Raw genomic sequence first — 13,916 nt, forward strand, 5'->3', positions numbered from 1 at the left:
CTCGACCGCCCACCCGCCCGTGAGGTCCTCCGCGGCGGGCAGCGTGAGGAGCGAGACGGCGGACGCGACGACGAGGAGCCCGATCGAAACGGCCCAGGCGCGAGGACGGGTCCCGTCTTGGTCTGTTCCGCGTGTTCGGTCATACCCTCAAGACACCGCAGCCCCTCGGAATGTGACGCCGGCCGACGTGACACCAGGCACACCCGGCACACCATTCCCCGTCCTACGCAAAACGCTCGACCGGGAATCCCCGGTCGAGCGTCTCGCCGAACTCCTGAACCCAGCCGTCCGATCCCTCGGATTCGCTAGCGGAGCGGATACGCGGCGATCACGGTCTGATCGGTGACGCCGCCTGCGGCGTCGATCAGGTGAGCCTTCAGGGAGACGGTTCCGGCGTCCCTGGGAGTGGGGAAGATCGCCGTGTACGTGCCCTTGCCGGTCGGTACGACCATGGCCTTCCGCCAGGTCTTGCCGTCGTCTCCGGAGACCTGGATCTCCAGCTTCCTGATGTCCGGCAGCGACGCACCGGGCTGGGCGGCGACCTCGACGGGCAGCGCGGTCACCGGCCTGCGGTCGACGGCGTTCTCGCTGTCCACGTTCGGCTTGTAGCGCACGGCGAGCATCGGCAGCAGCGTCTCCCGGGTCGTCGCGGCCGAGGAGAACGTCCAGGTCAGGTCGGTCCTGGTGCTGAACGTCGAGTACGTCTGCCGCGTCTGGGAGGTCTCCAGCCGGTACGTCGCCTCCCCGGCGGGCAGCCCGCTCGTGTTCGCGGAGCCGAAGAACGGCTCCTCCGCGATGAGCTGTCCGTCCCTGTAGAGCTTGCTGTACTGGGAGTCGGTCAGGCTGCCGCCCATGTTCCCGTCGGCGTCCAGCGCCGCGCCGGCCGAGAGGTGCAGCAGGTCTCCCGTCCTGCTCGCGGTGATCGGCGCGGGGCTGAAGACCGCCGCGTTGAGCCGCTGACTGTAGGTCCTGCCGGCCGTGTAGTGCGTGGGCCGTGTGGTCAGGGCGCTGATCGTGATCGGCATCGGGTTGTTCGGATCCGGGTGCGGGATCACCTCCTCGATCCTGGTACGCCAGGTGACCGAATCGTCGCCGACCAGCAGCAGCTTCGTGGTGATCGGGGCCTCGTTGGTCAGTCCGACCGCCCAGGCTCCGCCCGCGTCGGGCGCATCGCCGTACACGATCCGCTCGACCCGCCGGTCGGAGCTGGCGTTGATGGTCTGGTCGACCACGGCCAGATCCTCTGTCTCGACGTCCCGCTGGAATCCGGTCGGGAAGCCGCCCCGTACGGTGTCGAGCTGGCTGTACAGATACGGCGTCTTCGTGAACGTCCCGTCGGCGGACCGCCTGCCCCACTGCGACGAGATGTGACTGCTCATCTGCTCCGGCGGCAACGACGCGCCGACCTGTGCGGTGTAGACGTGGTCGAGGTTCCGGAACAGACTTCCCGAGTCCAGCCGGCGGAGCCCGTCGGCGGACCGCCGCAGGTAGCCGATGTCGGCGATCGCGACCTCGGCCTCGGACTGCGGCATCGTGACCTTGACGGGCTTGGCGTTCCGCGCGTCGAGGACCGCGCTGGTGTTCTCGGTCAGCCGCAGACTCGGCTGGACGAGCTGGTAGGAGGCTTCGCCCTGACCGTCCGGGGCGGGGAAGTCGATCGTGCTCTGCAGCGCGTACTCGCCCTTGGGCAGCCGCAGCTTCGACGTACCGTCGGCTTCGTAGAACCAGGTGAAAACGTCCTTGTCGAGCCCGAACACCACACCCGAGGCTGCCGTCGGCTCCCCGTCGGGACCGACACTTGTGACGGTGAGGTCGTAGCTCTCCTCCTCCATGACCACCGCGATCGCGGTGCCGACCGTGATGTCACCGCCGGTCGCGGTGATCCGGCCGGAGTAGCCGCCGTCCGGGCCGCTGTGGTTGGTGTCGGACGTCGCCTGCACCGACGCGGTCCCGCCGGCCGCGACGGTGAGAGTGTGCGCGCTGAGCCGGATCGCTCCGGCCGGGGCCGGGGCTCCGTCGGGACCGGCCAGCGTCGCCGTCAGGTCGAGCGTCACCGGCTGGTCGCCGAGGTTGCGGTAGGTGAGCGTCCTGGTCACCGGGGTGTCGTCGTCATGCGGTGAACTCGCCGTGCCGAACGAGATGCTGCCCGGCTCGGCGATCACGCTCTGTGTGATGCCCTTGGCGACGTCGACGCGGCCGGCGCCCTGCTGGAAGGCGGTCTGGCCGGCGGCCGGCTTCGCCGAGGCCATCAGCGCGCCCTTCAGCTCGGCGGGCGTCCAGTCCGGGTGCCGCTGCGCCAGCAGAGCCGCCGCGCCCGCGGTGTGCGGGGTCGCCATCGACGTGCCGTCGAGCCGCAGGTAGTGGTCACCCACCGGCGTACCGATGCTCGACTTCGTCGCCTTGGCGGCGACGATGCCGACACCGGGCGCGGTGACGTCGGGCTTGATCGCCCCGTCGCCGACGCGCGGGCCGCGGCCGGAGAAGCCGGCCAGCCCGTCCTGCCCGTCCACCGCGCCGACGGTCAGCGCCGCATCCGCGCTGCCCGGGGAATCGACCGTGCGCTCATCGGGACCTCCGTTGCCGGCCGCGATCACGAACAGCGTGCCGGTCTGCGCGGTCAGCCGGTCGACGGCCTCCTCGAGCGGGTCGGTCTCCGGTGTGTCGGGACCACCGAGGCTGAGGTTGACGATCTTCGCGTGCACCTCGTTGGCGGCCCACTCCATCCCGGAGAGGATCGCCGACTCGGGGCAGCCGAACTGCTCGCACACCTTGCCGTCGTACAGCGTGGCGTCCGGCGCGACGCCCTTGTACCGGCCGTCCGAGGCCGCCGCGGTGCCGGCGATCGTCGAGGCGACGTGGGTGCCGTGGCCGACCAGGTCCTCGGCCGTCTCGTCGGTGAAGTTCTTCGCGCCGGCCACCCGGCCGGCCAGGTCCGGGTGCGAGGCGTCGATGCCGGTGTCGAGGACGGCGACCGACACGCCCTTGCCGGTGTACCCGGCCTGCCACGCGGTCGGCGCGCCGATCTGCGGGACGGACCGGTCGAGGCTGATCTCCCGCTTGCCGTCGAGCCAGATCCTGTCGACGCCCGTGGTGGATCGTGCCGAGGTGGCGCCGGTCAGGAACGCGCCGGTCTTCGCCTTGTCCACCTTCATGGCCGCGCCGTTGACGCCCGGCAGCCGACGGGTCACCGTCGTCCCCGGCGCGGCCGACCGCTTCGGGGTCTTCTCGGCCTTCTGATGGTCGGCGTACGTCACGATCACCGGGATCGCCGTGGTCGACCTGTCGTCGTACCCGGCCTTGATCAGACCGGTCACGTCGAACAGCCGCCGGTCCAGGCGTCCGCTCGCGATCTCGTCCTGGACGTCGGACGGTACGACGTACAGGTGGTCCTTCAGGCGGTGCGTACGGAAGGTGACGTCGCCTCGGCCCGCTCCCGGATCGATGGCGGCACGGCTCGGATCGCCTCCCTGCAGCGTGATCCGGTCACCGGTGATCAGCGTGACCCGCTGATCCGGTGCCGCCGTCTCCGACCCGGCGGCGGCGATCGACTGCTGCCGCGGCCGGATCTCCGATGCCTGAGCCGGACCGGCCAGGCCCACCCCTGACAGGCACAGTCCCGAGGCTGCGATGAAGGCGACGGTTCTGGCGGAGCCAGCTCGCCTCGATCGTGGTGTGGATGTCACCACGCGTCCCTCCCCTTCGGTTGTCTCACGTCGGCGAAAGGGGCGCCCCCGTAACGGAGTCGATCTCCCCTTCGCCATGGGACGCGATACTCCCCAGCCCGTCGACCACCCGTCCATGCGTTTGCGTCGCCACTTGCGGCGACTCGCGGCGGCTGACTGCGACTGACGGCGAAGGACAGGTTGTCGAGCGTCACGTAGACGGCGAACTGCCGATTGCCTCTCCCCGAGAGCCGTGCGGGCCGCCGGGTGGGGCCTCGCTTCGCGACCGGACCGACCGGTCGACCTTCCTCCCCGCGCCCAGGGGGTGGCATGACAGCGCACAGGCCCCGAGAAGGCATCACACCCCGTGGCACCCGGCCAGGGCTCACCCGCTGAGACGGCGAGGGGAGGGCGTGGCCTATCGTGCGGTTGTGCCGTCGTACAGCATTGGGCAGGCCGCGCAGCTGCTCGGAGTGAGTCCGGAGACCGTTCGCCGGTGGGCGGACGGTGGCAAGCTGGGCATGGAGCGGGAAGGGTCCGGCAAGCGGGTGATCGAAGGGACGGCCCTGGCCCGCTTCGCTCAGGAGCGGGGCGCCGGGCTCCACGCCGTCCCGGAGGACGACGTGCCGACCTCGGTCCGGAACTCCTTCGTGGGGATCGTGACCGCCGTGCGGGCCGACGACGTGGCCGCGCAGGTGGAGGTCCAGTCCGGTCCGCACCGGCTGGTGTCGCTGGTGACGCGTGAGGCGGTCGAGGAGCTGGGGCTCGATGTCGGTGTCACGGTGACCGCCCGGGTGAAGTCGACGAGCGTGCACATCGATCTGCCCTGACCCCTCCCCTGCTGGATCTCAGCGGCAGAGGAGTGCCGCGCGCAGGTCGACCTTGTGGTCGAGTCGCGACAGATCCCGGCCGGTGAGCGCCCCGATGCGTTCGACGCGGTAGTGGACCGTGGTGACGTGTATGCGCAGGGCCTCGGCGGTCCTCGCCCAGGAGCAGTCGTGGGCCAGGAAGACCGCCAAGGTCTCCAGGAGCATCGCACTCGATCCCCGGCCGGCGGCGACGAGCGGCCCCAGGACCGTCTCGCGGTACGCGTTCCGCACGTCGGCGGGGATTGTGGCCATCAGCCTGCCCAGTCCGTCGAGGTCAGCGAGGCCGGCGACGCACGCGGACGACGGCCCCGCCGCGCGGGCCGCCGCCAAGGCGTAACGGGCTTGCACAAGCGCCGAGTCCAGCCCGGACGACGCGGCGGCCGGCGCACTGACCCCGACGTGCAGCGCGATCTCCGGGTGGCAGGCGTCGATCAGCGGCCCCACTTCGCCCAGCCGCGCCCGCCCACGCCGGATCCATCGCGCTCGCGCTCTGGGGGGGGGACGTGGCCCTCCCGGCCACGCTCACCGTCGCCGATCTGCGTGCAGGGTGGGAGCAGCACCGGGGCCGAAGTGGTGTTCGACCGCGCGACGGCGGGACCGCAGCACCACACCTTCGTCGGACCACTCCCGCGCGAGGTGGCGGCCGTGGCACGAGCCGGATTCGACCCCGTCCGCCGCACGGAACGCTCCCGCTTCCTGCTGGCCGTGAGCGGTGGCGACGGACACCACACCGCCCTCTCCTGGGCGGAGATCGATGCCGACTTCGGCGACGCGCCCGTCCTGCTCGCCACCCGCGTGGACGACGAGGAACTCGACATGGCCGGCGCCCAGCTCGTCATGCCGTCCGACCGCTGCGGCGCCCGCTACGTCAGCGCCGCCACCGGGATCTGGATCGGGACGCCACGGCTTCCGGGTATCCACCCGCCCGAGGGCTGAGACGCCGCCCGCCCCTCCTCGTCCCTTCCTCCAAGGCGCCTCGCATCCGCGATGGAGAGTCCCACGATGTTGTTGCAGATGAGGGCGAATGCGCCCTACGGTGTCGCACATGCAGTCCTACACCATCGGTCAGGCCGCAAGGCTGCTGGGCGTCAGCCCCGACACCGCGCGGCGCTGGGCGGACGCGGGCCGGGTTACCACCCACCGCGACGAGAGCGGCCGGCGCGTGATCGACGGCAAGTCGCTTGCGGCGTTCTCCGTGGTGATCGCGCAAGGCGATGAAGACGACGCGTCGTACACCTCGGCGCGCAACGCCTTCCCCGGCATCGTCACGGGGATCAAGCTCGGCGACATCGCGGCCCAGGTCACCATCCAGGCCGGTCCGCACCGGCTGGTCTCCCTCCTCACCCGCGAGGCCGTGGAGGAGCTGGGACTGGAAGTCGGCGTGCAGGCCACCGCCCGCGTGAAGTCGACCAGCGTGCACATCGACCGCACCTGAGAGCTGACCACAGCTGACCCCTCACGCAGCACCGAGAGATCTCGGCCGTCGGCGCGACCGGCCCCTCCCGCACTTTCCGCTCGTTCCCAAGGAGTTCAGACCCTCATGTCCCCCATCCTGACCGTCGCAAGACGTCGCTCCGCTGCCGCCGCGCTCACCGCCGCGCTGCTCGTGCCGCTCGCGGCCTGCTCGTCCGACGACGGCACCGGGAAGGACACCGGCGGGTCCACCGCCTCCGGGTCCGCCGGTGCCGCGCCGGCGGCCGACCTGACGGTCCTGGCGGCCGCCTCGCTGACCGACGTGTTCAAGACGGCCGGCGCCGCGTACGAGAAGGCGCACCCCGGCACGAAGATCAGGTTCTCCTTCGCCGGCTCGCAGGAGCTCGTCGCCCAGGTGTCCCAGGGCTCGCCCGCCGACGTCCTGGTCACCGCCGACACCAAGAGCATGGACAAGGTGGAGGCCGACACGAGCACCCCTGCGATCATCGCGAAGAACCGGCTCGTCATCGCCACCGGCGAGGGCAACCCCCACAAGGTCGCGGGCCTCGAGGACCTCGCCGACACCAAGCTCAAGGTCGTGCTCGCCGCGCCCGAGGTCCCGGCCGGCAAGTACAGCAGGCAGATCCTCGACGCCCAGAAGATCACGGTGAAGCCGGTCTCCCAGGAGCCCAACGTCCGCGCCGTGCTCAGCAAGGTCGAACTCGGCGAGGCCGACGCCGGTCTGGTCTACAAGACCGACGCCGAGAGCGCCAAGGACAAGGTCGACGCGGTGGAGATCCCGGACGTCCAGAACGCCATCGCGAAGTACCCGGCCGCCACGCTGAAGGAGTCCAAGAACGCCGAGGCCGCAGCCGCGTTCGTCGCCTGGCTGAGCTCGCCCGAGGGCCAGAAGATCCTTCAGGACGCCGGCTTCCAGAAGCCGTAGCGGGGCGGGGTCAGGTCGGACCGCGAGGGCTGTCCGTCTCGGGGGGCGGACAGCCCCTCGCGTGCGCGGTGACCAGGAACCCCCGCTTCCCCTGGGTCGCCCGGATGCCGGGCCGCAATGCCTGGGCCGGCAGGCAACGGCCGACGGCCTGGCCCTCAACGCGGGCGGGCCGCGGGCTCGGCCCGCAGCCCGCCCCCGCGTTCATCGAGGCCGCGCCGCCGGTGTCAGCGGCGTCGGTCGTACGCCGGCGTCGTTGATGGGCCGCCCCATCGCGACGCTCAGGTGAGCATCGGGATGACCTCCGAGCCGTACGCGTCGATGGTGCCCTCGCGGTTGTCGTGCATCGCGTAGACGGCGAACTGGTCGACGCCGAGGTCGCGGAGGTGGCGGAGCTTGGCGATGTGGGTCTCGGCGGGGCCCAGGAGGCAGAAGCGGTCGACGATCTCGTCGGGGACGAAGTCGGTGGAGGGGTTCCCGGCACGGCCGTGGTGGGAGTAGTCGTAGCCGTGGCGGTTCTTGATGTACGCGGTGAGCTCGTCGGGGACCATCGAGGAGTGCTCGCCGTAGCGGGCGACCAGGTCGGCGACGTGGTTGCCGACCATGCCGCCGAACCAGCGGCACTGGTCCCTCGCGTGCGCCAGGTTGTCACCGACGTACGCGGGGGCGGCGACGCAGATGGTGATCGAGGCGGGGTCGCGGCCGGCCTCCTCGGCCGCTTCACGGACCGCCCTGACCATCCACTCGGTGAGGAAGGGGTCGGCGAGCTGGAGGATGAAGCCGTCCGCCTTCTGCCCGGCGAGGGCCAGCGCCTTCGGGCCGTACGCGGCCATCCACACGGGCAGCTTCCCGTCCTTCACCCACGGGATGCGGACCGGATTGCCGTCGACGTCCGCCTCCCGGCCCTCCGCCAGGTCACGGATGACGTCGATGGCCTCGCCGAGCCGGGCCAGGGTGTTCGGCTTGCGGCCCGCGACGCGCATGGCGGAGTCGCCGCGGCCGATGCCGCAGATCGTCCGGTTGCCGAACATGTCGTTGAGGGTGGCGAAGGTGGAGGCCGTCACCTCCCAGGTCCGTGTGCCCGGGTTCGTCACCATGGGGCCGACGTGGAGCTTGGTGGTGTGCTCCAGGATCTGGCTGTAGATGACGAACGGTTCCTGCCACAGCACGGCCGAGTCGAAGGTCCACCCGTAGCGGAAGCCGTTGCGCTCCGCCCGGCGCATCAGGCCGACGACCTGCGAGGCGGGCGGGTCGGTCTGCAGGACGAGTCCGAAGTCCACTTCGGCGGCCTCCTAGTTCAGGTACTGGCAGGTGGAGCGGGGGACGAAGCTGCCGTGGCCGGCGCGCCCGGTGAACTTCCGCTGTTCGATGACGACTTCGCCGCGCGACAGCACCGTCTCGACCTGTCCGGTGACGCTCTTCCCCTCGTACGCCGAGTAGTCGACGTTCATGTGGTGGGTGGCCGCCGACAGGGTCTGCGTGACGTGCGGGTCGTAGATCACCACATCGGCGTCCGCGCCCGGCGCGATCGTGCCCTTCTGCGGGTACAGGCCGAACATCCGGGCCGGGGTGGCGCAGGCGATCTCGATCCAGCGGCGCCGGGAGATGTGCCCGTCGACGACCGCCTGGTGGAGCAGGTCCATGCGGTTCTCGACGCCCGGCAGCCCGTTGGGGATCTTGGAGAAGTCCCCGACGCCCAGCTCCTTCTGCCCCTTGAAGCAGAACGGGCAGTGGTCCGTCGACACCACCTGGAGGTCGTTGGTCCGCAGGCCCCGCCACAGCGCCGCCTGGTGCTCGCGCGGCCGCAGCGGCGTCGAGCACACGTACTTCGCGCCCTCGAAGCCCGGCTCGGCGAGGTTGTCCGTCGACAGGAACAGATACTGCGGACACGTCTCCCCGAAGACCGGCAGGCCCTTGTCCCGGGCGGCGGCGAGCTCCGCCACCGCCTCCTCCGCAGACACGTGCACCACATACAGCGGCGAGCCCGCCACCCGGGCGAGCTGGATCGCCCGGTGCGTCGCCTCCGCCTCCAGCAGGGCCTTGCGGACCTCACCGTGGTAGCGCGGATCGGTCTCGCCCCGGGCCAGGGCCTGCTCGACGAGGACGTCGATCGCGATGCCGTTCTCGGCGTGCATCATGATCAGCCCGCCGTTGGCGGCGCCGCGCTGCATGGCCCGCAGGATCTGCCCGTCGTCGCTGTAGAAGACGCCGGGATAAGCCATGAAGAGCTTGAACGAGGAGATGCCCTCCTCGACGAGCTTGTCCATCTCCTTGAGCGTGTGTTCGTTGACGTCGGAGAGGATCATGTGGAAGCCGTAGTCGACGGCGCACCTGCCGTCGGCCTTCGCGTACCAGGTGTCGAGGCCCTCGCGCAGGGTGCTGCCGACGGTCTGGACGGCGAAGTCGACGATGGTGGTGGTGCCGCCCCAGGCGGCGGCGCGGGTGCCGGTCTCGAAGGTGTCGGAGGCGAAGGTGCCGCCGAAGGGGAGCTCCATGTGGGTGTGGGCGTCGACGCCGCCCGGGATGACATAGCGGTCGGTGGCGTCGATGACGCGCTCGGCGGTCCAGCCGGCGGCGGCGTCCGAGCCGTGGGCGGCGAGGGCGGCGATCCGCCCGTCCTCGATCAGCACATCGGCGTGGAGCTCGTCGGCGGCGGTGACGACGAGGCCGCCCCTGATGAGTGTGCGGGTGCTCACGGGACTTCTCCCCTGCGAACTAGAGGGAACGGAGGGCCTGTTCGAGGATCGCCGCGCCTTCCTCGGCCTCGGCGACGGTGAGCGAGAGCGGGGGTGCGATGCGCAGGGCGCTGGTGTTGTGGCCGCCGCCCTTGCCGATGAGCAGGCCGTTCGCGCGGGTGGCCTCCAGGACGGCGGCCGCGGCGTCGGGGTCGGCCCGGTCGGTGCCCGGTTCGGTGAGTTCGAGGCCGATCATCAGTCCGCGTCCGCGCACCTCGCGTACGGCGTCGATGCCGGCGGTGGCGGCCCGGAGCCGTTCGATGAGGAGGCCGCCGACGCGGCGGGCGTTGCCCTGGAGGTCGTGTTCGAGGAGGTACGTGAGGTTGGCGAGCCCGGCGGCCATGGTGACGGGCGAACCGCCGAAGGTGGAGATGGAGTTGGCGTCCAGGCAGTTCATGATCTCGGCGCGGGCGACGACCCCGCCGATGGACATGCCGTTGCCGATGCCCTTGGCGAAGGTGAGGATGTCGGGCGGTCCTGCCTGGCCGTGCGCCTGCCAGCCCCAGAAGTGGTCCCCGGTGCGGCCCCAGCCGGTCTGCACCTCGTCGGCGATCCACAGGATGCCGTGCCGGTCGAGGACCCGGCGGAAGGCGGCGTAGAGCCCGTCGGGCGGGGAGGTGAAGCCGCCGACGCCCTGGACGGGTTCCGCGATGAGGGCGGCGACGTCCCTGGTCTGGCCGAGCAGGTCCTCCAGGTCCGCGACGCAGGCCTCGACGAACCGCTCGTCGGTGAACTGGGCGTACGGCCCGCGGGTGCGGACGCCGCCGTGCACGTACTGGGTCTGGAGCGGGGAGAGGCCGGTGGGCGACCAGGAGCGGTTGCCGGTGATGCCGACGGTGGAGAAGGAGCGGCCGTGGTAGCTGTTGCGCATCGCCAGGATCTGGTTCGAGCGGCGGTACGCGGTGGCGAGGAGGAGGGCGGTGTCGTTGGCCTCGGTGCCGGAGGTGGTGAAGAAGACGCGGGCGTCGGGGATGCCGGAGAGGGCGGCGATGCGCTCGGCGAGCTCCACCATCGGGCGGTTGAGGTAGAGGGTGGAGGAGTGGATGATCCGCCCGGCCTGCTCGGCGACCGCCTTGGTGACCTCGGGCAGGGCGTGGGCGGTCATCGTGGTGAGGATGCCGCCGAAGAAGTCGAGGTAGCGGTTGCCGTCGGCGTCCCAGACGTATCGGCCGTCGCCGTGGGTGAGCTCGATGGGGTTCTTGTAGTACAGGGCGAGCCAGTCGGGGGCGACGGCGCGGTGGCGTTCGTAGAGGCTGCTCACGGCTGCACCAGCCCGTCGTAGGCGTCGGGTCGGCGGTCGCGGTAGAAGGCCCACTGCTGCCGGACCTGGTCGATGAGGCCGAAGTCGAGGTCGCGGACGACGAGTTCCTCCTCCTTGTCGGAGGCGACGTCGCCGACGAACTGGCCGCGCGGGTCGACGAAGTAGCTGGTGCCGTAGAAGTCGTTGTCGCCGTACTCCTCGATGCCGACGCGGTTGATGGCGGCGACGAAGTACTCGTTGGCGACGGCGGCGGCGGGCTGCTCCAGCTGCCAGAGGTAGGAGGAGAGACCGCGGTGGGTGGCCGACGGGTTGTAGACCAACTGCGCTCCGTTGAGGCCGAGTTGGCGCCATCCCTCGGGGAAGTGGCGGTCGTAGCAGATGTAGACGCCGACCTTGCCGACGGCGGTGTCGAAAACGGGCCAGCCGACGTTGCCCGGTCGGAAGTAGTACTTCTCCCAGAAGCCCTTCACCTGCGGGATGTGGTGCTTGCGGTACTTGCCGAGGTAGGTGCCGTCGGCGTCGATGACGGCGGCGGTGTTGTAGTAGAAGCCGGCTCCCTCGACCTCGAAGACGGGCACGACGACGACCATCCCGGTCTCCCGGGCGAGGTCCCGCATCCGGCGCACGGTGGGGCCGTCGGGCACCGGCTCGGCCCAGCGGTAGTGCTCGGGCTCCTGCACCTGGCAGAAGTACGGGGCGTTGAAGACCTCCTGGAACCCGATGACCTTCGCTCCCTGCCGGGCGGCCTCGCGGGCGTGCTCCTCATGCTTGGCGATCATGGATTCGGTGTCGCCGGTCCAGGTCGCCTGGACGAGCGCGGCGCGTACGACGTCGGTCATGAGCTGCTCCTTCGGCACGGCGTCAGAGAGCCTCTACGCACGTAGACGCGGTGCGTAGGAGGAGAACGTAAGCCCCGTCACAGCCCGGAGCAAGACCACTGCCGTGAACCGGCGGAGTCGATCATGTTTCATACCCGAGTGGTCCACGTCGGACACGTACCGACACGTCCCGGGTCATGACGATCAGCTCCGCCGTCGTTGTCGCCCCCGACGGCGCCAGCTCCGCCGCGCGTCCGCACAGGCCTCGCGTCACACCACTCGGGCGACCCGCAGCGCGTGCAGCACGTCCCGCTCGCGCGACGGGGAGACGGACCGGGCGGCGGCCAGCAGCCCGGCGGTGAGGACGGCGGGGTCGGCCTCCCTGCCGGCCCCCGGGTCGGCGGCGGCGAGCCGGGCGGCGTCCTCGGGCGTACGACAGCGGACGAAGGCGGTGAGCAGCGCGAGGGCCTCCGCGTGGTGGCCCTCGGCGTACAGGGCGGCGCAGGCCCCGGCCAGTTCCTCCACCGGGCGGGCCACGCCCTGCCGGAGCAGCTGGTCGCAGTCGTGCGGGCGGCCCGCGTCGGCGAGCGCCCCGGCGACGGCGGCCAGCCGGGCGGGCGGCAGCGTGGCGGCCTCCCACAGCAGGGTCGCCCAGTCGGCGGCGAGTCCGGCGCCGTGCAGCTCGGCGGCGAGCACCGGCAACCACGCGGGCGGCCCGGCGAGTGCCTCGCACAGCAGCGCGTGCGCCTCGCCGCTGCGGCCCTGGGCACGCAGCCGCCGCAGCGCGTAGACGGCGTTGCCCGCGGCGCGGGCCGCCTGCCCCGAGTCGTCGGCCACCTCCCGGGCCACCGGAGCGGGCGCGCGTCCCGCCGCGGCCGACGCCCCACCGAACCGCGCCCCACGCGGCGCCGAGGCCGGGGCCATGGGCAGCGCGGCCACGGGCACCCCGACCGCGGGCGACGGATCCGCGTCCTCCAGCCACGCGTAACGGGCGCCGCGCGGGCGACGCCGGGCCGCCGGTGGGGCGGAGGCCGTCGCGGGCGGGGCGGAGGTCGTGGGTGCGCTGGGCGCCGTCGGTACGGATGGTCCGACGGACGTCGTCGGCGCAGAGGACCCGGCGGACGTCGTCGGTACGGAAGGCCCAGTGGCCGCCGTTGGCGCGGGAGGCCCGGTGGGCGTCGTGGAGGCGGACGCCCTCGGCGCCGAGGACCCGGCGGGCGCCGTCGGCACCGCGGCCGGGTGCTGCCCCCTCGACCCGGCGTACGGGCCCGTCGGGGCGAGGCGGGTCAGCCGGGCGGTGAGTTCCGTGACGCGGGCGCGGGCGCGGCGCAGGTCGTCGTGGGCCCAGGCGAGCGACGTGGCGTCGGGGTCGGGGCGGTCGGTCAGTTCGCGGACGCGGGTCTCGGCGTGCCGGGCCTCGCGCCGCATCAGCTCCCGGCGTTCGGCGAGCGCCTCCGCTCCGCCCGGGGCGGCGCGGTCGTGGGCGGTCGCGGCGGCCTCGTGCAACGCCCGGCCGCGCAGGGCGCGGGCGCCGTCGAGGGGTTCGTCGAGGTCTTGGAGCAGGGACTCGACGACGTCCCAGGGCAGGACGTCCGCGCCGGCGAAGCAGGCGCGCAGCCCGGCCGGGTCGCGGGCGGAGAAGACGCCGTACCAGCCCTCGCCGGGGGTGAGCCGGCCGGCCGTCTCGCTCAGCCATCCCGTGAACGCCGCGACTTCCGCCGGAAGTTGATGCACCGCCATACCCCTGCCTTTCGGTCCACCGGCATTGGACCTCAGCCGTGTTACGGGACGGCTACGGAGAGTTTTCGGTCAGGCGCCCGTGAACCTCACGACGATGCCCGTGTGGGGGCGCTTTCCGAGGCGGGCGAGGGTCGCGGGCCAGTCGACCGCCCAGAACTGCCAGGTGTACTTGCGGGAAAGCAGTCCCCGCACCCGGCGCAGCTCCTCCCCCGTGACGAGCCGGGCCGTGCCCTCCGCCCGTACGGCGTCCTGCGGCACGTTCCCCCGGACGTCGCAGACGGCGGCGACGACCCGGGGGTCGCGGCGCAGCCGCTTCACCTTCCAGGAGTCGGTGCGGGTCCAGGCGTACAGCTCGTCGCCCTCCACCGCGTACCAGACGGGGGTGGCGACGCCGGTGCCGTCCTTCCGGAAGGTGGTGAGGCTGACGTAGCGGCCGCGCCGCAGCTCTTCGGGGATGGTGTCGGGCTTCATGCGG

The 13,916-nt window shown here is 71.8% G+C and carries 11 protein-coding genes and 1 pseudogene; 4 read left to right on the top strand and 8 right to left on the bottom strand.

From position 1 onward, the window contains the following. Positions 1–305: 305 nt before the first annotated feature. Entirely contained in the window at positions 306–3,599 is a 3,294-nt protein-coding gene (locus ACFY7C_RS06060; RefSeq protein ID WP_389644404.1) for a S8 family serine peptidase, read from the bottom strand. A 494-nt stretch (positions 3,600–4,093) separates the two neighbouring features. Between ACFY7C_RS06060 and ACFY7C_RS06065 the strand changes: the two genes are divergently transcribed. Beyond that, positions 4,094–4,492, top strand: a complete 399-nt coding sequence (locus ACFY7C_RS06065; RefSeq protein ID WP_389644406.1) for a molybdopterin-binding protein — start codon at positions 4,094–4,096, stop codon at positions 4,490–4,492. Positions 4,493–4,510: 18 nt separating this feature from the next. On the opposite strand, the gene ACFY7C_RS06070 is transcribed toward ACFY7C_RS06065, so the two are convergent. Then, positions 4,511–4,783: a PucR family transcriptional regulator gene (locus ACFY7C_RS06070; RefSeq protein ID WP_389644409.1), complete on the bottom strand. Its 273-nt coding sequence runs from the start codon at positions 4,781–4,783 to the stop codon at positions 4,511–4,513. A 224-nt stretch (positions 4,784–5,007) separates the two neighbouring features. Here ACFY7C_RS06070 and ACFY7C_RS06075 point away from each other — a divergent pair. The 3 genes and pseudogenes from ACFY7C_RS06075 (at position 5,008) to modA (ending at position 6,890) form a co-directional block, all read left to right on the top strand. Then, a pseudogene (locus ACFY7C_RS06075) lies at positions 5,008–5,467 on the top strand (molybdopterin-dependent oxidoreductase). A 109-nt stretch (positions 5,468–5,576) separates the two neighbouring features. Beyond that, positions 5,577–5,966: a molybdopterin-binding protein gene (locus tag ACFY7C_RS06080; RefSeq protein WP_389644412.1), complete on the top strand. Its 390-nt coding sequence runs from the start codon at positions 5,577–5,579 to the stop codon at positions 5,964–5,966. Between the two features lie 105 nt (positions 5,967–6,071). Further along, positions 6,072–6,890 (top strand): molybdate ABC transporter substrate-binding protein, encoded by an 819-nt coding sequence (gene modA / locus ACFY7C_RS06085; protein ID WP_389644415.1) that lies wholly within the window; start codon positions 6,072–6,074, stop codon positions 6,888–6,890. Positions 6,891–7,168: 278 nt separating this feature from the next. Here the strand turns inward: modA and ACFY7C_RS06090 are convergent, their stop codons facing one another. From ACFY7C_RS06090 to ACFY7C_RS06115, 6 genes are all read right to left on the bottom strand, one after another. Then, the gene (locus tag ACFY7C_RS06090; RefSeq protein WP_389644418.1) at positions 7,169–8,167 is read right to left on the bottom strand and encodes a TIGR03842 family LLM class F420-dependent oxidoreductase; all 999 of its coding nucleotides are present in this window, start codon (positions 8,165–8,167) and stop codon (positions 7,169–7,171) included. Between the two features lie 12 nt (positions 8,168–8,179). After that, on the bottom strand, positions 8,180–9,583 hold the full coding sequence (gene hydA / locus ACFY7C_RS06095) for a dihydropyrimidinase (protein ID WP_389644421.1): 1,404 nt from the start codon (positions 9,581–9,583) through the stop codon (positions 8,180–8,182). Positions 9,584–9,602: 19 nt separating this feature from the next. Continuing rightward, the gene (locus tag ACFY7C_RS06100) at positions 9,603–10,883 is read right to left on the bottom strand and encodes an aspartate aminotransferase family protein (protein ID WP_389644424.1); all 1,281 of its coding nucleotides are present in this window, start codon (positions 10,881–10,883) and stop codon (positions 9,603–9,605) included. After that, positions 10,880–11,722, bottom strand: coding sequence for a nitrilase-related carbon-nitrogen hydrolase (locus tag ACFY7C_RS06105; RefSeq protein ID WP_389644427.1), 843 nt, complete (start codon positions 11,720–11,722; stop codon positions 10,880–10,882). Before ACFY7C_RS06105 ends, ACFY7C_RS06100 begins: the two co-directional genes overlap by 4 nt. A gap of 249 nt (positions 11,723–11,971) precedes the next feature. Beyond that, entirely contained in the window at positions 11,972–13,441 is a 1,470-nt protein-coding gene (locus ACFY7C_RS06110; protein ID WP_389644429.1) for a UL36 very large tegument protein, read from the bottom strand. A 69-nt stretch (positions 13,442–13,510) separates the two neighbouring features. After that, positions 13,511–13,912 carry a PPOX class F420-dependent oxidoreductase gene (locus ACFY7C_RS06115; protein WP_389644431.1) on the bottom strand — a complete coding sequence of 134 codons (402 nt, stop codon included), beginning with the start codon at positions 13,910–13,912 and terminating at the stop codon, positions 13,511–13,513. Positions 13,913–13,916 lie beyond the last annotated feature (4 nt).

The sequence above is a fragment of the Streptomyces sp. NPDC012769 genome, assembly GCF_042901205.1.
In the GTDB taxonomy this organism is placed as follows: domain Bacteria; phylum Actinomycetota; class Actinomycetes; order Streptomycetales; family Streptomycetaceae; genus Streptomyces.

What these genes read in the sequence shown, in the direction of transcription:
- ACFY7C_RS06080 (WP_389644412.1), top strand. Translation starts at nt 5,577, where the DNA reads ATGCAGTCCTACACCATCGGTCAGGCCGCAAGGCTGCTGGGCGTCAGC.
- modA (WP_389644415.1), top strand. Translation starts at nt 6,072, where the DNA reads ATGTCCCCCATCCTGACCGTCGCAAGACGTCGCTCCGCTGCCGCCGCG.
- ACFY7C_RS06070 (WP_389644409.1), bottom strand. Translation starts at nt 4,783, where the DNA reads ATGGCCACAATCCCCGCCGACGTGCGGAACGCGTACCGCGAGACGGTC.
- ACFY7C_RS06115 (WP_389644431.1), bottom strand. Translation starts at nt 13,912, where the DNA reads ATGAAGCCCGACACCATCCCCGAAGAGCTGCGGCGCGGCCGCTACGTC.
- ACFY7C_RS06105 (WP_389644427.1), bottom strand. Translation starts at nt 11,722, where the DNA reads ATGACCGACGTCGTACGCGCCGCGCTCGTCCAGGCGACCTGGACCGGC.
- ACFY7C_RS06110 (WP_389644429.1), bottom strand. Translation starts at nt 13,441, where the DNA reads ATGGCGGTGCATCAACTTCCGGCGGAAGTCGCGGCGTTCACGGGATGG.